Source organism: Cellulomonas fimi ATCC 484, assembly GCF_000212695.1.
GTDB lineage: Bacteria > Actinomycetota > Actinomycetes > Actinomycetales > Cellulomonadaceae > Cellulomonas > Cellulomonas fimi.
Genome location: NC_015514.1, coordinates 2974012 through 2993418, shown reverse-complemented (window position 1 = coordinate 2993418; position 19407 = coordinate 2974012). Strand labels below are relative to the sequence as shown.

Here is a 19407-nt window from a genome sequence, read left to right as displayed (position 1 = left end):
CAGACACCGCTGACGCGCAGACCTCCCGTCCCTCGGGGGGTCTTTTTGTTGGTCGGGCACCACCCCCGCCCGGCCGCACGCCGACCACGTCACCGCCCACCACCGCGGGGCCGAGGCCGACGAGCTCCGCCATGTGCGGGTCCGCGCCCGGACGCCGAGCAGCAGCCCGGACCGGCCGGACCCGCACGGGCCGGCACCACGAACGCCGGTAGCGTCGAGGCGCACCCCGGCACCCCGCACGACCCCCGAGGAGAGCCGCCCGTGACCGCACCCGCAGCCAGCCCTGCCGGCCTCCCCACGGCCCTGTCCTTCCAGGTGTACGACACCACGCTGCGCGACGGCGCCCAGCAGGAGGGCATGAACCTCTCGGTCGCGGACAAGCTCGCGATCGCCCCGCTGCTCGACGAGCTCGGCGTCGGCTTCATCGAGGGCGGCTGGCCCGGCGCCGTCCCGAAGGACACCGAGTTCTTCAAGCGCGCCGCGAAGGAGCTCGACCTGCGGCACGCGGAGCTCGCGGCGTTCGGCTCGACCCGCAAGGCGGGCACCCGCGCGGTCGACGACCCGCAGGTGCGGGCGCTCGTCGACTCCGAGGCGCCCGTCGTCGCGCTCGTCGCGAAGAGCGACCTGCGGCACGCCGAGCGCGCGCTGCGGACCACGGGCGAGGAGAACCTCGCGATGATCGCGGACACCGTGCGGTTCCTCGTGCGCGAGGGGCGGCGCGTCGTGGTCGACGCCGAGCACTTCTTCGACGGGTACCGGTTCGACGCCGCGTACTCGCGGGCGGCCGTGCTGGCCGCGTTCGAGGCGGGGGCCGAGGTCGTGGCGCTGTGCGACACGAACGGCGGCATGATCCCGGCGTGGGTCGCGGACGTCGTGCACGAGATCCGCGGGGTCGTCGGCCCCGACGCCGTGCTCGGCATGCACGCGCACAACGACTCCGGCTGTGCGGTCGCCAACACGCTCGCGGCGGTCGAGGCCGGCTGCTCGCACGTGCAGGGCACCGTCAACGGGTACGGCGAGCGCACGGGCAACGCCGACCTGCTGTCCGTCGTGGCGAACCTCGAGCTCAAGTACGGCCTTCCCGTGCTGCGCAAGGCCGACGACCAGCAGTCCGGCCTGTCGGAGCTCACGCGCATCGCGCACGCGATCGCCGAGATCACGAACATCTCCCCGTTCGCGCGGCAGCCGTACGTGGGCGCCAGCGCCTTCGCGCACAAGGCCGGCCTGCACGCGTCCGCGATCCGGGTCGACCCCGACCTGTACCAGCACATCGACCCCATGCAGGTCGGCAACGACATGCGCATGCTCGTGTCCGACATGGCGGGGCGGGCGTCGATCGAGCTCAAGGGTCGTGAGCTGGGCTTCGACCTGTCCGGCCAGCCCGAGGTGCTGGGACGCGTCACGGACCGGGTCAAGGACGCCGAGGCGCGTGGCTACACGTACGAGGCCGCCGACGCGTCGTTCGAGCTGCTGCTCGTCGAGGAGGTGCACGGCGCACGCCCGCAGTACTTCCGGGTCGAGTCGTGGCGGACGATCGTCGAGCGCGCGGGCGGCCGGGGCACCCCGGCGACGGCCGAGGCGACCGTGAAGCTGCACGCCGGGGGCGAGCGCATCGTCAGCACGGGCGAGGGCAACGGCCCCGTGAACGCGCTCGACCACGCGCTGCGGCAGGCGCTCGTGCGCGTCTACCCCGAGCTCGAGACGTTCGAGCTCATCGACTTCAAGGTGCGCATCCTCGACTCCATGCACGGCACCGACGCGGTCACGCGCGTGCTCATCGAGACGAGCGACGGGCAGACGTCGTGGAGCACCGTCGGCGTCGGGCCGAACCTGCTCGAGGCGTCGTGGGAGGCGCTCACCGACGCGACCATCTGGGGGCTGCACGCGCGCGGGATCGCGCCGCGCTGACTTTTCGCCCTCCGCGACCCCCGGCGCCGTCCTAGGGTCGGAGGAGACGGGCGCGACCTCGGCCTCCGCCCGTCGGGAGGAGCGGTCAGTGGCGGGCACGGAGCCGCACGGCGGTCCGACACCGGACGGCTCGCCGGCGCCCCGGCGTCGCTGGTGGTGGTTCGTGGCCGCGGTCGTCGTCATCGCGGTTGTCCTGCTCGTCGCCCGGCCCTGGGCCGCCGAGCCCGCACCGACCGTGACGGCGCTCCCGCCCGCCACCGACGTGACCGCCGTCCCGTCGCCGACCGTGAGCGTCGTCCCGCCCGCGCAGGACGCGGTGTTCGACGCCTCGACGGTCGAGCTGCTGCTCGTGACGGCGGACGACGTGCGCGCGTCGGTGCCCGCCGCACGTGACGGGATCGACCGGACGGACGGCGGTGAGGTCGTCTGGGGCCTGCCGCCGGGGTCGAGCGTCGACCCTGCGGCGTGCACCACCGCCGTGACGGCCGTCGCGCAGCCGCCGGCGGCCTTCGCGGCGCGTGTCTACGCGAACGACGCGGTCGTGCTCTCCCAGCAGGCCGCTGCTCTTCCGGACCCCGCCTCCGCACGGCAGGCGTTCGCCGACCTCGTCACGACGGTCGACGCGTGCCCGTCCTACGCGCAGGTGAACCCCGGCACCGACGGCGGGTCGTGGACGGGCGCCCCCGCGATCGAGGGCCAGGGCGTCTACCCGTCGATCGTGCAGGACGTCGTGCACACGGCGGAGGGTGACGACGTGCCCGCGTACCGCGGCCACATGCTCGTCGGGAACGTGATCGTCAGCTGGACCGCGTCGGCCCTCGCGGATGCGTCCCCGGCGGACGCGCTCGCGACGCTCGGCGACGCCGAGTCGCTCACCGCGATGGTGCAGCACCGGGCGCAGGACGCCGTCCGGTCCCTCGGGCCCGCCGTAGGGTGAGGGCGTGCACGGCGAGTACAAGGTTTCCGGCGGCAAGCTGGTCGCGGTCGACGTCGACGTGGTCGACGGGCTCCTGAGCGGGACGAGCGTCAGCGGCGACTTCTTCCTGGAGCCCGACGAGGCGCTCGACGTGGTCCGCACCGCGCTCGACGGCCTGCCCGCCGACGCGCCGACGACGCGTCTGGCCGACGCCGTCGACGACGCGCTGGCCGCCGCGCACGCCGCCGGGGTGCTCCCGGAGCCGGCGGTGCTCGTCGGGTTCGACGCCCGGGCCGTCGCGGTGGCCGTGCGGCGCGCGCTCGGCCTCTCGACGGCCTGGACGGACCACACCGTCGAGCTGCTGCACCCGGGCCCGATGCCGCCCGCGATGCACGCGGCCCTCGACCAGGTGCTCACCGAGGAGCTCGCCGCGGGGCGGCGTGGGCCGACCCTGCGGTTCTGGGAGTGGGTCGAGCCAGCGGTGATCATCGGCTCGTTCCAGTCGCTGCGCAACGAGGTCGACCTCGAGGCGGTGGACCGGCACGGCATCACCGTGGTGCGGCGCATCTCCGGCGGCGGTGCGATGTTCATGGAGGCGGGCAACTGCATCACGTTCTCGCTCGTGGTGCCCGTCTCGCTCGTCGACGGCATGACGTTCGAGGAGTCCTACGCGTTCCTCAACCAGTGGGTGCTGGGCGCGCTGGCCGACGTGGGCGTGCGCGCCGAGCTCAGCGGGCTCAACGACATCTCGTCGCCCGCGGGCAAGATCGCCGGGTCGGCGCAGAAGCGGGTTGTCGGCGGCGCGGTGCTGCACCACGTGACGATGTCCTACGACATCGACGCGACCAAGATGCTCGAGGTCCTGCGGATCGGCCGCGAGAAGCTGTCCGACAAGGGCACGACGAGCGCGAACAAGAGGGTCGACCCCGTGCGGTCGCAGACGCACCTGGCGCGCGAGGCGGTGATCGACGCGTTCGTCGCCCACTTCCGCGGCCGGTACGCGACGGTCGACGGCGACCTGCGGTCCGACGAGCTGGAGCGCGCGCACGAGCTGGTCCGCACGAAGTTCTCCGACCCGGCCTGGACCGCGCGCGTGCCCTGACCCGGTCGGCACGTGTGGCCGGCACGGCGAGCCTGCGTCACCCCGGACCGGCGAGCACGACGACGAGCGCGGCGAGACCCAGCAGCGCTACCCCGACGGCGCACAGCGCGACGAGCCGGCCGCCGGGCAGCTCGCCGCGCTGGGCCGCGAGCAGCCACCCGCGGCGGCGCCCCGCGGCGAGCAGGACGCCGCCCGCGGTGACGAGCCCGAGCAGGGCGACGGCCCAGGACACGGGCCCGACGACGTCCTGCAGGAGCCGTCCGGCGGCCAGGCTGCCCGCCGCCAGGCCGAGCGAGGTCCGCCGCCACGCGAGCCGCGTGCGCTCGGCCGCGAGGCCGACGTCGCCACCCGCCACCGCGTCGCGGGGCGTGCCGACGTCGCCGCCCACCGGCGCGTCGCGGGGCGTGCCGTCGTCGGCGGGGCGACCGCTCATGCGAGCAGCAGCCCCAGCAGCACGAGCGCGCCTGCCGCTACCACGCCGCCGACGAGCAGCGCGAACCCGACGGGCGCGGGCAGCGGCTCGCCGCGGCGCATCGCCCGCTCGGCCCGCGCCCAGCCCCACCATGCGAGCAGGGGAGCGGCCGTCCCGAGCGTCACGAGCACGACGGCCGCGGCCAGGCGCAGCTGCGGCTGGATCGGCAGGTCGAGCGCCTCGAGGGCGACGCCGCCCGCGAGCAGCGCCAGCGCGGTGCGCAGCCACGCCAGGAAGGTCCGCTCGTTGGCGAGCGAGAACCGCGCGTCGGGCTCGACGCCCTGCCCGTAGACCCAGCGGGGCAGGCGACGCGCGGCGGACGGCATGACCCCATCCTCCGGCACGCCGGGGCCGCGATGTATCTGGCGGACGGTCGTCCAGCACCTTCCGAGGTGACCCGGGGGAGGGGACGACCATGACGCTGACCGAGCGGGACCTGCGCCGCATGCACCTGCTGCACGAGCGCGAGCTGCGCGCACGGCTGCACCGGGCCCACCGCACCGAGGTGCTGGCCGCCCGCGAGGTCCTGCTGCGCGGCGGGCGCGTCAGCCGCGTGCCGAACGGGCAGGCGGGTCGCGCGGCCCGCTGAGGTCAGCGCGCGGGCCGGTCGCCGAAGACGGCCGACCCCACCCGCACGAGCGTCGCGCCGTGGGCGACCGCGACCTCGAGGTCGCCGCTCATGCCCATCGACAGCTCGCGCGCGCCCTGCGTCCCCGGCGCGCCCGACGTGAGCACCTCGTCGCGCAGCGCCGCGAGCGACGCGTACCCCGCGCCCACGGCGGCCACGTCGGGCGAGCGCAGCCCGACCGTCATGAACCCGGCCAGCCGCACGCCCGGCAGCGCCGCGACCGCGAGCGCGAGGTCCGCCGCCGCGGTGAGCGGCACGCCGTGCTTGGTCACCTCGCCGGAGACGTTCACCTGGACGAGCACGTCGAGTGCGACGGGCCGGTCCGCGCACCGGTCGGAGAGCCGGCGGGCGAGGTCGAGCGAGGTGACGGACTCCACGCACGACACCCAGCGCAGCGCGGCGTTGACCTTGTTCGACTGCAGGGGGCCGATGAGGTGCGTCGTGGGGCGCAGGTCGGCCAGGTCCGGGCCCTTCGCGACCAGCTCCTGCACGCGGTTCTCGCCCACCAGCACGGGCGTGAGCGCGGGGTCCGCGGCGACGGCGGCCGCGTCGGCCGCCAGGGCGAGCCGGATGCGCGCGGCGTCGACCGTCTTGGTCGCGAGCAGCACCCGCACGTCCGCCGCGGGACGACCCGCGTCGGAGCAGGCCGCGGCGACACGGGACCGCACGGACGCGAGCCGGGCGGCGAGCACCGCGGCGTCGTCGTCCGCTGCCGGGGGCTGGGCGTCGGACATGGCCTCAGACCGTACCGGCGGTCAGCCGCGCGCGATGTCGGCGACCGTCGCCGCGGTGAGCCGCACGAGGTCGTCGGGGGCGAGCTCGACGTCCAGCCCGCGCCGTCCGCCCGAGACGAACACGGTGTCGAACAGCCACACCGTCTCGTCGACGACCGTCGGGTGGGCGGTCTTCTGCCCGAGCGGCGAGATGCCGCCGACGACGTAGCCCGTCGCCCGCTCCGCGTCGGGCTTGTGCGCCATCGCGGCCTTCTTGCCGCCGGCCGCCTGGGCCAGGGCCTTGAGGTCGAGCTTGCCGGTCACCGGGACCACCGCGACGGTGAGGCGCCCGTCGACGACCGTCATGAGCGTCTTGAAGACCTGCTCGGGCGGGACGCCGAGCACCTCCGCCGCCTCGAGGCCGTAGCCGACGTCGCTCGACGGGTCGTGCTCGTACGGGTGGGCGGTGTGCGGCACCCCGGCCGCGGCGAGGGCGACGAGCGCGGGCGTGCCCGACGGTGCGTGCTTCGAGTCCTTCTTCGCCACCCCGCCACCCTAGGCCGTCCCGGGTGGCAGGCTGGGACGGTGAACACGCTGCTCAACGTCATCTGGCTGGTGCTCGCGGGCCTGTGGCTCGCGCTCGGGTACGTCGCGGCGGGAGTCGTGTGCTGCGTGCTGATCGTGACGATCCCGTTCGGCATCGCGTCGTTCCGGATCGCCGGCTACGCGCTGTGGCCGTTCGGCCGGACCGTCGTCGACAAGCCGCGCGCGGGCGCGTGGTCGACGCTGGGCAACGTCATCTGGGTCGTGGTGGCGGGGATCTGGCTCGCGATCGGCCACGTCGTCACCGCGATCCCGCTGTTCGTCTCGATCATCGGGATCCCGCTGGGGATCGCGAACCTCAAGATGATCCCCGTCTCGCTCCTGCCGCTCGGCAAGGACATCGTGCCGACCGACCGCCCGTTCGCCGCGTACGGCGCCTGACGTCCGCGAGGGCCGCCGCGCGACGTCAGAGCGCGAGGCCCACGACGCTGCCGACGCCGTACGTCACGGCCATCGCGAGCCCGCCGCCGACGACGTTGCGCAGCACCGAGCGGGACACGGACGCCCCGCCGACGCGCGCGCTCACGGCTCCCGTCACGACGAGCGCACCGACGACGGCGACCGCGACGGCGGGCACCCGGGCGGCCGCCGTGACCGGCAGCAGCACCGCGAGCAGCGGCACGAGCCCGCCGACGAGGAACGCGCCGAGGGACGAGAAGGCCGCGTGCCAGGGGTTGGTGAGCGGGGCGTCGTCGTCGAGCGCTCCCGTCGCGATGCCTGCGCGCTCGGCGTCGCGCTGCGAGCTCACGGACACGTACTCGCCCGCCGCCATGGACAGCGCCCCGGCGACGAGGCCGGCGATCCCGGCGGTGACGACGGCCGAGCGCGCGGGGGCCGCACCGGCGACGCCCACGACCATCGCCGCGATGGACACGATGCCGTCGTTGGCCCCGAGCACGGCCGCCCGCAGTCGGTTGAGCCGGCCCGCGTCGAGCGGCTCCGGGCGCGCGGCGGCCGTCGCGGCGGGCTCCGCAGGGGCCGCGACGACGTCGCGACGGGGGCCGACGAGGTGGCTCGACAGGGCGCTCATGCCGCCACGGTAGGCCGGTCCGTCACGGGCTGTCACCGCAGGAAAGGCTGGCCTGACCTGCGGTGATGCAGGGCAGCCTCACCTTGGCGAGGGTCGCCTCACAGGGGTCCGACGGCCGTCACGCGCAGCTGCACCTCGCCCGTCTCGTCCGACCCCGCGAGGTCCACGACGGCGTCGATGCGCCAGTCGTGGTCGCTCTCGGGGTCGTCGAGGAGCTGGCGCACCTGCCACGTCGCCGTGCCCGTCGTGACGAGGAACAGCCCCGGTCCGCGCGCGGGCGGCCCGGTGAGGATCTCGTCGTGGTCGTCGTAGAACGGGTCGAGCGCGTCGGCCCACCGGTCGGCGGTCCACGGGGCGTCGTCGGCGTCCCGGTCGCCCAGCGCGGCGAGCGCGTCGTAGGCCTCGCGCGCCGCGAGCTCGACGCGGCGGAACAGCGCGCCGCGCACGAGCGCGCGCAGCACGCGCGGGTTCGCGCTGATCGGCTCCGGGGTGTCCTCGTCGACGCCGCCCGCGGCGTCCGCGCCCGGCTCGTCCTCGGGGTGCGACAGGCGCTCCCACTCGTCGAGCAGCGAGGAGTCGGTGCGGCGGACGAGGTCGCCGAGCCACTCGACGACCTCCCACAGCTCCTCGGTCCTGGCGTCCTCGGGGACGGTCTGGCGCAGCGCGCGGTAGGCGTCCGCGAGGTACCGCAGCAGCACGCCCTCGGTGCGGTCGAGCTGGTAGTGCGAGACGTACTCGGCGAACGTCATCGCCTTCTCGTGCATCTCGCGGACCACCGACTTGGGGGACAGCGCGAGGTCGGCGACCCACGGGTTGGTCTGGCGGTACGTGACGAACGCGGCCTCGAGCAGCTCCGCGAGCGGCTTGGGGTAGCTCACGTCCTCGAGCAGGGCCATGCGCTCGTCGTAGTCGAGCCCCTCGGCCTTCATCGCCGCGACGGCCTCGCCGCGCGCACGGTTCTCCTGCGCCGCGAGCACCTGGCGCGGGTCGTCGAGCGTGGCCTCCAGGACCGAGACGACGTCGTGCGCGTACGCCGGGTCGTCGCGGTCCAGCAGGTCGAGCGCCGCGTACGCGAAGGGGGACAGGGCCTGGTTGAGCGCGAAGTTCGCCGGCAGGTCGTGCGTGAGCCGCACGGTGCGTCGCCGGCCGTGGGGTGCCTCGGGGTCGTCCGTCCACGGGCGCTCGATCACGCCGGAGGCACGCAGCGAGCGGTACACGGCGACGGCGCGGCGCACGTGCCGCCCGCGCGCCGCCTCGGGCTCGTGGTTGTCCGTGAGCAGGCGGGTCATGTGCGCGACCGGGTCGCCCGGGCGGGCCAGGACGTGCAGCACCATCGCGTGCGAGACCGCGAAGGACGACGTCAGCGGCTCGGGCGGCGCGTCGCGCAGGCGCTCGAACGTCTTGTCGGTCCAGTTCACGTGCCCCGCGGGCGCCTGCTTGCGCACGATCTTCCGGAGCTTGCGCGGGTCGTCGCCCGCCTTCTCCAGGGCGCGCCGATTCTCGATCACGTGCTCGGGCGCCAGCACGATGACCTCGCCGACGGTGTCGAAGCCCGCACGTCCCGCACGGCCCGCGATCTGGTGGAACTCGCGCGCCGACAGGTGCCGCATCCGGACGCCGTCGTACTTGACGAGGCTCGTCAGGAGCACCGTGCGGATCGGCACGTTGATCCCGACCCCGAGGGTGTCGGTCCCGCACACGACGGGCAGCAGACCCTTCTGCGTGAGCCGCTCCACGACGCGCCGGTACTTGGGCAGCATCCCGGCGTGGTGCACCCCGACGCCGTGCCGCAGCAGGCGGGACAGCGTGCGGCCGAACCCGGGGCCGAAGCGGAACGCCCCCAGCTCGGCGGCGATCGCGTCGCGCCGCTCGCGGCTCGCGAGCGTCGTCGACAGCAGCGACTGCGCGCGCTCGACGGCCTCCTTCTGCGTGAAGTGCACGACGTACACGGGAGCGCGGCGGGTCGAGACGAGCTCGTCGAGCAGCTCGTGCAGCGGCTCCACGGCGTACGTGAACGTGAGCGGCACGGGGCGCTGCGCGTTCGCCACCACGGCGACGTCGCGGCCCGTGCGACGGTGCAGGTCGTCGCGGAAGAACGTGACGTCGCCGAGCGTCGCGGACATGAGCAGGAACTGCGTGCGCGGCAGCTCCAGGAGCGGCACCTGCCACGCCCAGCCGCGCTGCGGGTCGGCGTAGAAGTGGAACTCGTCCATCACGACCTGGCCGACGTCCGCGTCCGCGCCGTCGCGCAGCGCCAGGTTGGCGAGGATCTCCGCGGTGCAGCAGATGATCGGCGCGCCGGGGTTGACCGACGAGTCGCCCGTCATCATGCCGACGTTGTGCGAGCCGAACGCCTCGACGAGCGCGAAGAACTTCTCGCTCACGAGCGCCTTGAGCGGTGCGGTGTAGAACGTGCGGCGGCCCTGCGCGAGCGCGACGAAGTGCGCCGCGGTCGCGGCGAGCGACTTGCCCGAGCCCGTCGGCGTCGACAGGACGACGTGCGCGCCCGTGACGAGCTCGAGCAGCGCCTCCTCCTGGTGCGGGTACAGCGTCAGCCCGCGCTCGGCGGCCCAGCCGGTGAACGCCTCGTACAGCGCGTCGGCGTCGGTCGGGTCCGCCGGGATCCGGTCGGCGAGCGTGGGGGAGAAGGTGGCGGGCACGCCCGATCCTCGCACGCGGGGGACGGCCGGCGAGGTCGCCGCCGGCCGTCCCCCGGTCGTGGTCAGGAGACGGGGCCGCCGCCCGGGCAGACGACGCCCACGCACTGCGGCTCGTAGCCGTTGCCCTGCGCGCGGTTCCCACCCAGGTCGTGCGCGTTCGGCGCGTAGATGCCCCAGCGCTCGTTGTGGTTCGCCACGTTGTCCTGCAGCGACGTGCCCGGGGCCTCGAAGACGATCGCGTCGACGTTGCGCACGAACCGGTTGCCGACGAGCGTCGCGGCGAAGTCCGGCATGCCGCCGTCCGTCGTGAAGCCGAGCTCGTTGCCGCGGAACACGTTGTCGCGCAGCGTCGCGTTGCTCGTGAAGAGCGTCACCGCGGTGCCGTTGTCCACGAACGTCGAGCCCTCCACCGTGCTGTGGCCCCACACGCCGAACGACCAGAACGCCGTGCCGTTGCGCTCGAAGGTCGAGCCGGCGACGTCCATGCCGAACGTCCGGACGTTCACCGCGGTGTCGTTGCCGACGAACCTCGTGCGCTCCGCGAGGCAGCCCGACTCGTCGCACGACACGCCCGTGCCGTTGTCCTGCAGCCGCGAGTCCTCCAGGTGCACGCCCCCGGTGATCACGTCGACCGCCGTGCCGTTGCCCGTGAACGTCGAGCGCACCACGTGCGCGCCGCCGTACACCGCGCCCACGCCGCTGCCGTTGTCGGTGAACGTCGAACGGCTGATCTCGTGCACCTTGCCGGTGCCGCCGAGCCGGCCGGTGGCGTCGACGCCGCGACCGTTGCCGGTGAACGTCATGCGCGTGATCGTCGCGGTGCCGCCGACGACGTCGTCGAGCCCCCGGGTCTCGATCGCGGCGGACCACCCGGCGAGCGTCCCGTTGCGGACGGTCACGTCCCCCTCCGGAGGCAGCACCACGCCGGTGCCGCTCCCGGGGCCGCGCAGGGTGTGCCCCCGCAGGTCGAGCGTGACGCCGGGCGACAGGACGACGCCGTCGCCGGCCGCGCACGTGAGGTCGGCGGTGAGCCGCGAGTCGGTGGTGAGCACCGCGCCGCACCCGGGGACGGGCGCGGGTGCCGCGTGCGCGGGTGCGGCGACGAGGACGCTCCCGGCGGCGACGGCGAGACAGCACAGCACGGACGACAGACGCATGTGGATTCCCCCGGTGGACGCCGCCCCGTCGGCGGGGCGGTCGTCGGCCAGTCTGGCGATGCCTGCGGCGACCGCGCGTCCCGTTCGTCCGCATTTCCCCCGGGTGAAAGCGGCCCGCGCGACCGGCCGGCGTCGCGGTGGCACGCTCGATGGCATGAAGCCGTTCGTGCTGCTCGCGTCACGGGCGCAGGACGCCGCGGCAGACGCGGAGTACGCCGCGATGCTGTCCTACGGCGGGCTGCGCCCGCACGAGCTGCGCCGCGTCCGGCTCGAGGCCGAGCCCATGCCCGACCTCGACCTCGACGCGCTGTCGGGCGTGCTGGTCGGCGGCAGCCCGTTCGACGCGAGCACGCCGGCCGACGAGAAGTCGGCGGTGCAGGTGCGCGTCGAGAAGGAGATGGCGGCCCTCCTCGACGAGCTCGTCGAGCGGGACGCGCCCTTCCTCGGCGCGTGCTACGGCGTCGGCACGCTCGGGGTGCACCAGGGCGGCGTCATCGACCGCGTGCACGCCGAGCCGATCTCCGCGGTCCGCGTCACGCTCACGCCGCAGGGGCGCGCCGACCCTCTGCTGGCCGACGTCCCCGACGCGTTCGACGCGTTCGTCGGGCACAAGGAGGCGTGCCGCGTCCTGCCCCCGACCGCGACGCTCCTCGCGTCGTCGCCCACGTGCCCGGTCCAGATGTTCCGGGTCCGGCGCCACCTCTACGCGACGCAGTTCCACCCCGAGCTCGACGTCGACGGGATCTCGACCCGGATCCGCGTGTACCGCGAGTACGGCTACTTCCCGCCCGCGGAGGCGGACGCGGTGCTCGCGCGTGTCCGGCACGCCGACGTGTGGGCGCCGCCGCGGATCCTCGCCGCGTTCGTGCGCCGCTACGCGCGCGACTGAACGGCGCGCGCCGTGTCGCGGGACGCGCGTCGCCGGGGCACCATCGCGGGATGACGACGACGGCCGGACGGGACACCGTCCACCCCGCACCCCGCGGCCTGCGCGCGCTGCGGGCCCAGGTCGGCACCCGGCTGTTCCTGCGCGTCGCCGGCCCGGACGGCGCCGAGAGCCGCGAGCGCATCCACGGCACGCCCGGACCCCGCTGGTTCCCGCCGGACGCGGCGATCCGCACGGTCCACGGCGACGCGTCGATGTTCGTCGGCGGCCTGCGGGCGCTGCTGCTGCAGTCCCTGCACCCCGCGGCGATGGCTGCCGTCGGCGCGCACTCCGGGTACCGCGGCGACCCCTGGGGCCGGCTCGCGCGGACGAGCACGTTCCTCGCCGAGACCGTCTTCGGGACGGCCGACGACGCGGAGGCGGCCGTGCAGCGCGTGCGGGCTGTGCACGCGCGGATCCGCGGGACGACCCCCGACGGGATCGCGTACGCGGCGGACGACCCGGAGCTGCTGCGCTGGGTCCACGTCGCCGAGATCGACAGCTTCCTGCGCGCGCACCGGCGGTACGGCGTCCACCCGCTCGACGCGACCCGCGCCGACGAGTACGTCGCGCAGGCCGCGGTCGTCGGACGCGCGCTCGGGGCGTCGGACGTGCCGACCTCGGTCGCGGGGCTCGCCGCCGCGATCGACGCGTTCCGCCCGGTCCTCGGGCCGTCGGCGGCCGCGCGCGACGCGGCACGCTTCCTCCTGCACGAGCCGCCCGTGCCGGTCTCGCTGCGCGCCGGCTACCTCGGGCTCGCGCGGGCGGCCGTGGCGTCGCTGCCCGCGTGGGCCGTCGAGGACCTCGGGCTGCGTGCGCCCGGTCCGGCGCGACGGCGGCTCGACGAGGCGGCGGGCGCCGCGGCCACCCGCACGATCCGCTGGCTGCTCGCCGCGGGCGAGCCCGCGGGAGGCGCCCCCGCGCGCTGACCCTCCGCGGCCCGTCACGACGTCGTGCAGACGACCCCCACGCACTGCGGCTCGGTGCCGTTGCCGCGCGCGGTGTTCCCGCCCAGGTCGGTCACGCCGGGCGCGTGGATGCCCCAGCCGCTGTTGTGCCGCGCGTCGTTCCCGCCGAGCTGCAGCAACGGGTCGCCCTGGAGCACCTGGATGCCGTCGCCGCCACGCACGAACGTGTTGTCCTGCACGAGCGTGACGTCCCACGGCGCCTGCACGACGAGCAGACCCGTGCCGTTGCGGCGGAACTCGTTGCCGGTCACCGACCCGTCGCTGAGGTCGAACGAGACCGCGGTGCCGTTGTCGGTGAACCGGTTGTCACGCACGTGCAGGACGGTCGGGTTGCCCTGGCCGGACACGGCGACGTCGCTGCCACGGAACGTGCTGTCGGCGATGGTGGCGCCCGACGAGGGCTGCAGCGCGACGCCGACGGGGTTGTCGACGAACGTCGACCGCTCGATCGTCGTGCCGCTCTGGCCGAGCTGGACCGCGACGCCGTTGCGGACCAGGCGCGAGTCCGCGACGTCGACCTGCGAGTCCCCGACGTCGAGCGCGACGTCGTTGTCCGCGAACGTGCTGCGGTGCACCCCGACCTCCACGAACCACAGCGCCAGCAGCGCCCGGCCGTTGTCGCGGAACGTCGACCGCGTGACGGTCGTGGGCTTGCGGAACAGGCCCGTGCCGTCCTGCCCGGACGCGAGGAGCCCGGTCGTGCTGCCGGTCACCGTCACCCGGTCGAGGAGCAGCGGGCCCGTGTCGGCGTCGGGCACCTCGTAGGTGGCGACGGCCGTGCCCCAGCCGGCGAGCGTGCCGCCGCGGACGGTGGCCGAACCTGCCGACGCGACCGCGACGCCCACGCCGGTGCCGTCGCCCCGCAGCGTCCGGCCGCCCAGGTCGAGCACCACGCCCGGGCCCAGGCGCAGCCCGTCGCCCGTGCAGGAGAGGTCGGCGCGCAGGCGCGTGTCGACCGTGAGGGTCTGCCCGCAGACGGGCGGGGGTGCGGCCGCGGCGGGGGCGGCGAACGCCGCGGTCGCGACGACGGTCAGGACGGTCAGGACGGTGCGTCGGTACATGGTGGCCCCCGCTCGTGGCCGGGCGACGCTGCCCGGCGCTCCGACGAGCGTGGAACGTCTGACCGCCCGGAATCAACCGGTACGTCCGGATCCGGGCGGGTGAAATCGCCGTCGACCGACCCTCGCGCCCGCGTGGCGGACGCCGGTTCTGCGGCCTTCGTCCGCCGGGCGCACCATCATGTGGAGCGCGTCGGGAGGCGGCGAGAAGGACGGTGGTCCATGGCGCAGGTGGGTGACCGCAGAGCCCGGCTCCGCGACGCGTGCGGCGCCTGCGCGCACCCGTGGTCCGAGCACCCCGGCGGGCTGCACGAGGCCAGCCTCATCGGCGTGTGCGGGCACTGCGTCTACGAGGCGGAGCACCACGGCCGTGCCGAGACGTGCGGCCGGCACGTGCCGGACGACGTGCTCGGCGAGGTGCCCCGGGTCGTGTTCGCGGTCGCGCTGCGCCGCGCCTCGCGCGCCGCCGGCCTGACGGTGCTGCTCGACGCCGTGCGGCCCGACGCCACCGCGGTCGCGTTCGACCTGCCCGAGCTCGACCACTGGCCCGCGGAGGCGCACGCCGCGGCCGCCGTGCTGCGCTCCGCGGCGGGCCTGCCCGCCGCACCGGCGTACGCGACCGTCGACTGGCTCCCGGTGGACGACGCCGTGTGGGCGGCGTTCCGCACCGTGGCGCCCCTCGTGCACAGCGCGGACGTCTGGGACGCCCGCGGGCTCGGGTACGCGCTGCTCGACGCCGAGGACGACGGGGCCGCGCTCACCGTGGCGCTCACCCCGGACCAGTACGCGGCCGTCCTGCGCCGCCTGCCCGCCGACGCCCTCACGCGCGTCCCGCAGCGCGCGACGCTCGCGCGTCGGCTGCGGGTGTGGCGGCCGGGGCGCCGGGAGCCCGGTCAGGCGTGGGGCATCGCCCCCTGACCGGTCGTCGCACGTGCCGGGCGGGCGCCGCCGCGTGGTGTCGCGCGGCGCGCCGGCGCCCCGCTGGTTAGCGTGGGGCGACGGGTCGCGCGCCGTGGCGGCCCACGAGCAGCGGCCGGGGGCGGGTGGCACCGCGCCCGACCCGGAGGTGTCGATGACCGAGTTCCTGCGCGACGCGCTGATCGCCCTGCTCGTCGCGTGCGTCGGCACCGCGCTCATCCCCGTGGTCGGCGGCATCGCGCTCTACGGGATCGTCCCGTTCCACGCGCGGCGCACGCACCTGCGGCACGCCGCGCCGTACCTGCCGCGGGTCGTGGTGCTCATCCCCGCCTGGAACGAGGCGGCCGTCCTGACGCCCTCGCTCGAGCGGCTCATGGCGCTCGAGTACCCTCCGGACCGGCTGCGGGTGCTCGTGATCGACGACGCGAGCACCGACGACACCCCCGCGGTCGTCGCCGCGGTCGCCGACCGGTTCCCCGGACGGATCGTGCACCTGCGTCGCGAGAAGGGCGGGCAGGGCAAGGCGCACACGCTCAACCACGGCATCCGGCACGCGCTCGCGGACGACTGGATGCAGGCGCTGCTCATCATGGACGCCGACGTCGTCTACCGGCCCGACTCGCTGCGGCGCATGACCCGGCACCTCGCGGACCCGCGCGTCGGTGCCGTGTCGGGGTACATCCGCGAGGGCTCCGTCCGGCCGAGCGCGGTCACGCGGTTCATCGGCTACGAGTACGTCACCGGGCAGGCGGCGGCGCGTCGGGCCGAGAACGTCGTCGGTGCGATGGACTGCCTGGCGGGCGGTGCGCAGCTGCACTCGCGCACGAACATCGAGGCGATCGGCGGGCAGGTCGACACCTCGACGCTCGCGGAGGACACGATGACGACGTTCCTCACGCAGCTCGACGGCCGCCTCGTCGTCTTCGACCCGTCGGCGGTGGTGCTGGCCGAAGAGCCCGACTCGGTCACCGGCCTGTGGAAGCAGCGGCTGCGCTGGGGCCGCGGGAACGTGCAGATCTCCAGCCGGTTCCGCGACATGTGGTTCCGGCCGGCGCGCAAGCACAACCTCGGCTCGTTCGTGTTCGGGTTCATGTGGTTCGCGATCTACCTGCTGCCGTTCTTCATGACGGCGGCCAGCGTCGGGCTCATCGGGCTGTTCCTGCTGGACGAGCTGCTGGCGGCACAGATGTTCCAGCTGCTGTGGTGGGTCGCGATCACCGCGTACGTCTTCATCACCGCGACGTCGCTCATGCTCGACCCGCTGACGGCCCGCCGGTCGTGGTTCGAGGCCCTGCTGTTCCCGGGCGCCGGGTTCCTCGTCATCATGGCCGCCGTCTTCGTCCCCGGGCTGTGGGACGAGAAGCTGCCCGCCGCGCTCGGCATCGAACCGACGCCCGCCGCCGTCACGGCCTGGGTGCTGCTGCTGTACGCCTGGCCCGTGCTGTCGATGGTGTGCGCGTGGGGCCTCAAGCAGCTCGAGCGCGTGCCCGCCGGCACCCGGCTCACCCGGTTCCTCGTCTACCTCGTGGGGTACGGGCCCGTGCTGTGCGCGGTGTCCGCCGACGCGTACATCAAGGAGTGGCAGGGCGCCGCGCAGACGTGGGACAAGACCGAGAAGAAGGGCACGGTGGCGGCATGACGACACCCGCGACCCCGGCCCGGCGCACGCCCGGGAGCGACGAGGAGCGCGCGGCGTGGTGGGCGACGCTCGACCACGACGCCCTCGTCGACGAGATCGAGGTCAACCGCCGCGCCGAGCGCCGCCTCGTGCCGGTCGCGCTCACGGCCGGCGCGCTCACCGTCGTCGTGCTGCTGCTGCGTGTCCTCGTCTCGGTCGCCTGAGCGCCCGCCCGCCGCCACGTCCGCGCAGCAGGGTCAGCCCAGCAGCAGCGCCGTGACGTCCAGGAGCCGACGACGCAGCGCGTTGCCCTGCTCCGCGTGCGCGCGCTGCCGCCGCACGTACTCCGCCTTGCCCTCGGCCGTCTCGATCGCGACCGGCGCGAGCCCGTACGCGCCGACGTCGTAGGGGGAGGCCTGCATGTCGAGCGTCCGGATCTCGCGCGCGAGCGCGAAGCAGTCGAGCAGCAGCTCGCCCGGCACCGCGGGCCCGAGCTTGAGCGCCCACTTGTAGACGTCCATCCCCGCGTGCAGGCAGCCGGGCTGCTCGAGCGCGACCTGCTGCTCCCGTGTCGGCTGGAGGGTGTTGCGGGGCGCGGCCTCGGGCGTGAAGAACCGGAACGCGTCGAAGTGCGTGCAGCGGATCCGGTGCGCCTCGACGACCGCGTCCGTGCCGGCGCCGCCGAGCCGCAGGGGGAGCGGGTGGCGGTGGGCGTCCTGGCCCTCGCGGTAGACCATCGCCCACTCGTGCAGGCCGAAGCAGCCGGTCTGGGCGGGCCGGCCCAGGGTCGCCTCGAGGAGCGCCGCGACGAACCGCACGGTGTCGCCCCGGTCGGCGAGGAAGGCGTCGACGTCGAGCGCGACGGTCCCGTCGTGCGCGGTCGCGAACCACCGCCACGCGGCGTGCGGCGCGGGGCCGTCGCCGTCCGGGGCCAGGCTGACGCCGGCGCCCGGGTGCCAGCGCCGCAGCGCGGCCGGCTTGGCGGGGTAGTACTCGAACAGGAAGTCCTCGACCGCGTGCCGCTCGTGCCGCGAGCGGCGGTCACGGTGCCCGGCGGTGAAGGCGTCCGCGCGTGCGGCGTGCGCGTCGGCCCGTGCACGCCACGTCGTGGCGGTCAGCGCGGGGGCGGCGGTCGCGGTCACGCCCTCCAGGGTAGGTCGGCGCGACGCGGTGCCACACTGGCCGCATGCTCGTCGCCGCCCTGGTCCTGGCTGCGCTCGCCGGAGTGCTGCACGTCGTCATCTTCGTCCTCGAGTCGGTGCTGTTCGAGCGCCCCGACGTGCACGCGCGGTTCCGCACGCGCCCCGAGGACGTCGCTGCCGTGCGGCCGTGGGCGTACAACCAGGGCTTCTACAACCTGTTCCTCGCGCTGGGCGCGTTCGCGGGGGTGCTCGCGGCGGCGCTCGGGCCCGACGACGTGGGCCTCGCGCTCGTCCTGCTGTCGTGCGGCTCGATGCTCGCCGCGGCGCTCGTGCTCGTCGCGTCGGACCGGCGCATGGGCCGTGCGGCGGCGACGCAGGGCACCGTGCCGCTGCTGGCCGTGGTCGCGGCCGTCGCGGCGCTCGCCGCCTGACGCGCCTCAGGCGAGGCGCGTGCCGGCGGCGGGCGGCTCGGGTGCCGGGGCGGCCGCCAGGTGCGACGCGTCCGCGGGCCCGCCGGGCTGCGCGGGCACGGGCGGGAGGGTGTCCGGGCGGACGTCCGCGGCGCGGGTCGAGACGCCGTGCAGCAGGCGCTCGAACGGCCCGCGGCCCAGCGCGGTGCGCCACGACCAGCACAGCACGGTCGTGGTGAGGAGGAACGCGAGCCACGTCTCGGTGCGCTGCGCCCACACGACGTCGGCGCCGAGCAGCGCGATGACGACGACGTGGATCGTGTAGGCGCTGAGCGCGAGCTCGCCCACCGCGCCGAGCGGGCTGACCAGGCGCGGGAGCCGCTCGGCGACGACCAGGCACGCGACCAGGACGACCAGCGCGACCCCGGTGTTGCCCAGCACCTCGAACGTGGTGGACGTGTGCGGCTCGGTCGTGGCGATCGTCGTCGGCCAGCCGAGCACCTCGCGGGCCAGCCACGCGCCGCCGTGCCCGACGACCACGAGCGCGGCCCCGGTCCCGGCCGCCACGAGCCGCACGCGCGTCGAGCGCAGGTCGCTGCGCCCGACGGCGAGCCCGGCGAGCAGGTAGGCGAGCCAAACCACTGCGGGGTAGAAGTGGCCGACCAGCATCTCGGCGAGCAGCGTCGGTGCGGCGCGCCCCTCCAGCAGGGCCTCGAGCGCGGTGCGGGCGAACGGGCCCACGAGCGCGACGGCGACCGCGGCCGCGACGAGCGCGCGCACGGGCCACCGCAGCGCGAGGCAGCCGACGGCGAACAGCAGCGCGTACGTCGGCAGGATCACCGCGACCGGCGTCCCCAGCATGACGAGCAGCTCGCCGACGACGAAGAGCAGCACGGCGCGGACGAGCACGCGCAGCCGGGACTGGACGAGCCGGGTGCCGGACACGGGGGCGACGCCGCCGGACAGCAGCGCGAGCCCCACGCCGGCGAGGACCACGAACAGCGCGGACGGGCGGCCGTCGGCGAGCTGCGACCAGCCGCCCGGGGGGACGGGTCCGTGGTCGTCGGGGCCCACGTGCGCGGTCATCATGCCAAGCACGGCGAGGCCCCGGGCGACGTCCACTCCGGCGATGCGGCGCATGGGTCGCATGCTAGGCGCGGCGGCCCACGAGGTCGGTGC

At 75.2% G+C, this 19407-nt stretch carries 21 protein-coding genes; 11 read left to right on the top strand and 10 right to left on the bottom strand.

The window, feature by feature from the left end:
- Positions 1 to 261: 261 nt before the first annotated feature.
- The 3 genes from cimA to lplB all read left to right on the top strand — a co-directional run bounded on the left by cimA (position 262) and on the right by lplB (position 3926).
- On the top strand, positions 262 to 1908 hold the full coding sequence (cimA, locus tag CELF_RS13580; protein WP_013771845.1) for a citramalate synthase: 1647 nt from the start codon (positions 262 to 264) through the stop codon (positions 1906 to 1908).
- An 88-nt stretch (positions 1909 to 1996) separates the two neighbouring features.
- Positions 1997 to 2845 (top strand): sensor domain-containing protein, encoded by an 849-nt coding sequence (locus CELF_RS13575; RefSeq protein WP_013771844.1) that lies wholly within the window; start codon positions 1997 to 1999, stop codon positions 2843 to 2845.
- Positions 2846 to 2849: 4 nt separating this feature from the next.
- Positions 2850 to 3926: a lipoate-protein ligase small subunit gene (lplB, locus tag CELF_RS13570; RefSeq protein ID WP_013771843.1), complete on the top strand. Its 1077-nt coding sequence runs from the start codon at positions 2850 to 2852 to the stop codon at positions 3924 to 3926.
- A 37-nt stretch (positions 3927 to 3963) separates the two neighbouring features.
- Here lplB and CELF_RS13565 read toward each other — a convergent pair whose 3' ends face one another.
- A complete protein-coding gene (locus CELF_RS13565; RefSeq protein WP_013771842.1) occupies positions 3964 to 4359 on the bottom strand; it encodes a YidH family protein in 396 nt (131 codons plus the stop codon).
- Positions 4356 to 4724, bottom strand: coding sequence for a YidH family protein (locus CELF_RS13560; RefSeq protein ID WP_013771841.1), 369 nt, complete (start codon positions 4722 to 4724; stop codon positions 4356 to 4358). Before CELF_RS13560 ends, CELF_RS13565 begins: the two co-directional genes overlap by 4 nt.
- Positions 4725 to 4813: 89 nt before the next feature.
- Here CELF_RS13560 and CELF_RS20480 point away from each other — a divergent pair, with 89 nt between their 5' ends.
- Positions 4814 to 4987: a hypothetical protein gene (locus CELF_RS20480; RefSeq protein WP_013771840.1), complete on the top strand. Its 174-nt coding sequence runs from the start codon at positions 4814 to 4816 to the stop codon at positions 4985 to 4987.
- Positions 4988 to 4989: 2 nt separating this feature from the next.
- Here CELF_RS20480 and CELF_RS13555 read toward each other — a convergent pair whose 3' ends face one another.
- Positions 4990 to 5760: a YggS family pyridoxal phosphate-dependent enzyme gene (locus tag CELF_RS13555; protein ID WP_013771839.1), complete on the bottom strand. Its 771-nt coding sequence runs from the start codon at positions 5758 to 5760 to the stop codon at positions 4990 to 4992.
- Between the two features lie 21 nt (positions 5761 to 5781).
- Positions 5782 to 6285 (bottom strand): Cys-tRNA(Pro) deacylase, encoded by a 504-nt coding sequence (gene ybaK, locus CELF_RS13550; RefSeq protein ID WP_013771838.1) that lies wholly within the window; start codon positions 6283 to 6285, stop codon positions 5782 to 5784.
- Between the two features lie 39 nt (positions 6286 to 6324).
- Here ybaK and CELF_RS13545 point away from each other — a divergent pair, with 39 nt between their 5' ends.
- Positions 6325 to 6723, top strand: a complete 399-nt coding sequence (locus tag CELF_RS13545; RefSeq protein ID WP_013771837.1) for a YccF domain-containing protein — start codon at positions 6325 to 6327, stop codon at positions 6721 to 6723.
- 25 nt (positions 6724 to 6748) lie between these two features.
- Here the strand turns inward: CELF_RS13545 and CELF_RS13540 are convergent, their stop codons facing one another.
- The 3 genes from CELF_RS13540 to CELF_RS13530 all read right to left on the bottom strand — a co-directional run bounded on the left by CELF_RS13540 (position 6749) and on the right by CELF_RS13530 (position 11189).
- Positions 6749 to 7372: a VIT1/CCC1 transporter family protein gene (locus tag CELF_RS13540; protein ID WP_013771836.1), complete on the bottom strand. Its 624-nt coding sequence runs from the start codon at positions 7370 to 7372 to the stop codon at positions 6749 to 6751.
- 98 nt (positions 7373 to 7470) lie between these two features.
- On the bottom strand, positions 7471 to 10032 hold the full coding sequence (locus CELF_RS13535; RefSeq protein WP_013771835.1) for a DEAD/DEAH box helicase: 2562 nt from the start codon (positions 10030 to 10032) through the stop codon (positions 7471 to 7473).
- A gap of 62 nt (positions 10033 to 10094) precedes the next feature.
- Positions 10095 to 11189 (bottom strand): NosD domain-containing protein, encoded by a 1095-nt coding sequence (locus CELF_RS13530; RefSeq protein ID WP_013771834.1) that lies wholly within the window; start codon positions 11187 to 11189, stop codon positions 10095 to 10097.
- Positions 11190 to 11343: 154 nt separating this feature from the next.
- On the opposite strand from CELF_RS13530, the gene CELF_RS13525 reads away from it, so the two are divergent.
- Together CELF_RS13525 and CELF_RS13520 are read left to right on the top strand one after the other, a co-directional pair.
- On the top strand, positions 11344 to 12078 hold the full coding sequence (locus tag CELF_RS13525; protein WP_013771833.1) for a glutamine amidotransferase: 735 nt from the start codon (positions 11344 to 11346) through the stop codon (positions 12076 to 12078).
- 50 nt (positions 12079 to 12128) lie between these two features.
- The gene (locus CELF_RS13520) at positions 12129 to 13043 is read left to right on the top strand and encodes an oxygenase MpaB family protein (RefSeq protein ID WP_013771832.1); all 915 of its coding nucleotides are present in this window, start codon (positions 12129 to 12131) and stop codon (positions 13041 to 13043) included.
- A 14-nt stretch (positions 13044 to 13057) separates the two neighbouring features.
- On the opposite strand, the gene CELF_RS13515 is transcribed toward CELF_RS13520, so the two are convergent.
- Positions 13058 to 14143, bottom strand: a complete 1086-nt coding sequence (locus tag CELF_RS13515; protein WP_013771831.1) for a right-handed parallel beta-helix repeat-containing protein — start codon at positions 14141 to 14143, stop codon at positions 13058 to 13060.
- A gap of 219 nt (positions 14144 to 14362) precedes the next feature.
- On the opposite strand from CELF_RS13515, the gene CELF_RS13510 reads away from it, so the two are divergent.
- From CELF_RS13510 to CELF_RS13500, 3 genes are all read left to right on the top strand, one after another.
- Positions 14363 to 15058 (top strand): hypothetical protein, encoded by a 696-nt coding sequence (locus CELF_RS13510; RefSeq protein WP_013771830.1) that lies wholly within the window; start codon positions 14363 to 14365, stop codon positions 15056 to 15058.
- Between the two features lie 154 nt (positions 15059 to 15212).
- The gene (locus tag CELF_RS13505) at positions 15213 to 16697 is read left to right on the top strand and encodes a glycosyltransferase family 2 protein (protein ID WP_041554344.1); all 1485 of its coding nucleotides are present in this window, start codon (positions 15213 to 15215) and stop codon (positions 16695 to 16697) included.
- Positions 16694 to 16900 carry a hypothetical protein gene (locus CELF_RS13500; protein ID WP_013771828.1) on the top strand — a complete coding sequence of 69 codons (207 nt, stop codon included), beginning with the start codon at positions 16694 to 16696 and terminating at the stop codon, positions 16898 to 16900. Before CELF_RS13505 ends, CELF_RS13500 begins: the two co-directional genes overlap by 4 nt.
- Positions 16901 to 16933: 33 nt before the next feature.
- Here CELF_RS13500 and CELF_RS13495 read toward each other — a convergent pair whose 3' ends face one another.
- The gene (locus tag CELF_RS13495) at positions 16934 to 17818 is read right to left on the bottom strand and encodes a hypothetical protein (RefSeq protein WP_013771827.1); all 885 of its coding nucleotides are present in this window, start codon (positions 17816 to 17818) and stop codon (positions 16934 to 16936) included.
- Between the two features lie 44 nt (positions 17819 to 17862).
- Here CELF_RS13495 and CELF_RS13490 point away from each other — a divergent pair, with 44 nt between their 5' ends.
- Positions 17863 to 18249: a DUF1304 domain-containing protein gene (locus tag CELF_RS13490; RefSeq protein ID WP_013771826.1), complete on the top strand. Its 387-nt coding sequence runs from the start codon at positions 17863 to 17865 to the stop codon at positions 18247 to 18249.
- A 6-nt stretch (positions 18250 to 18255) separates the two neighbouring features.
- Here CELF_RS13490 and CELF_RS13485 read toward each other — a convergent pair whose 3' ends face one another.
- A complete protein-coding gene (locus CELF_RS13485; protein WP_013771825.1) occupies positions 18256 to 19368 on the bottom strand; it encodes a heparan-alpha-glucosaminide N-acetyltransferase domain-containing protein in 1113 nt (370 codons plus the stop codon).
- Between the last annotated feature and the right edge of the window lie 39 nt (positions 19369 to 19407).

Bases quoted from the DNA above. Each gene is read 5' to 3' on its own strand.
- CELF_RS13565 (WP_013771842.1), bottom strand. From the start codon at position 4,359: ATGAGCGGTCGCCCCGCCGACGACGGCACGCCCCGCGACGCGCCGGTG.
- CELF_RS13560 (WP_013771841.1), bottom strand. From the start codon at position 4,724: ATGCCGTCCGCCGCGCGTCGCCTGCCCCGCTGGGTCTACGGGCAGGGC.
- CELF_RS20480 (WP_013771840.1), top strand. From the start codon at position 4,814: ATGACGCTGACCGAGCGGGACCTGCGCCGCATGCACCTGCTGCACGAG.
- CELF_RS13555 (WP_013771839.1), bottom strand. From the start codon at position 5,760: ATGTCCGACGCCCAGCCCCCGGCAGCGGACGACGACGCCGCGGTGCTC.
- CELF_RS13540 (WP_013771836.1), bottom strand. From the start codon at position 7,372: ATGAGCGCCCTGTCGAGCCACCTCGTCGGCCCCCGTCGCGACGTCGTC.
- CELF_RS13530 (WP_013771834.1), bottom strand. From the start codon at position 11,189: ATGCGTCTGTCGTCCGTGCTGTGCTGTCTCGCCGTCGCCGCCGGGAGC.
- CELF_RS13525 (WP_013771833.1), top strand. From the start codon at position 11,344: ATGAAGCCGTTCGTGCTGCTCGCGTCACGGGCGCAGGACGCCGCGGCA.
- CELF_RS13520 (WP_013771832.1), top strand. From the start codon at position 12,129: ATGACGACGACGGCCGGACGGGACACCGTCCACCCCGCACCCCGCGGC.
- CELF_RS13515 (WP_013771831.1), bottom strand. From the start codon at position 14,143: ATGTACCGACGCACCGTCCTGACCGTCCTGACCGTCGTCGCGACCGCG.
- CELF_RS13510 (WP_013771830.1), top strand. From the start codon at position 14,363: ATGGCGCAGGTGGGTGACCGCAGAGCCCGGCTCCGCGACGCGTGCGGC.
- CELF_RS13505 (WP_041554344.1), top strand. From the start codon at position 15,213: ATGACCGAGTTCCTGCGCGACGCGCTGATCGCCCTGCTCGTCGCGTGC.
- CELF_RS13500 (WP_013771828.1), top strand. From the start codon at position 16,694: ATGACGACACCCGCGACCCCGGCCCGGCGCACGCCCGGGAGCGACGAG.
- CELF_RS13490 (WP_013771826.1), top strand. From the start codon at position 17,863: ATGCTCGTCGCCGCCCTGGTCCTGGCTGCGCTCGCCGGAGTGCTGCAC.
- CELF_RS13485 (WP_013771825.1), bottom strand. From the start codon at position 19,368: ATGCGCCGCATCGCCGGAGTGGACGTCGCCCGGGGCCTCGCCGTGCTT.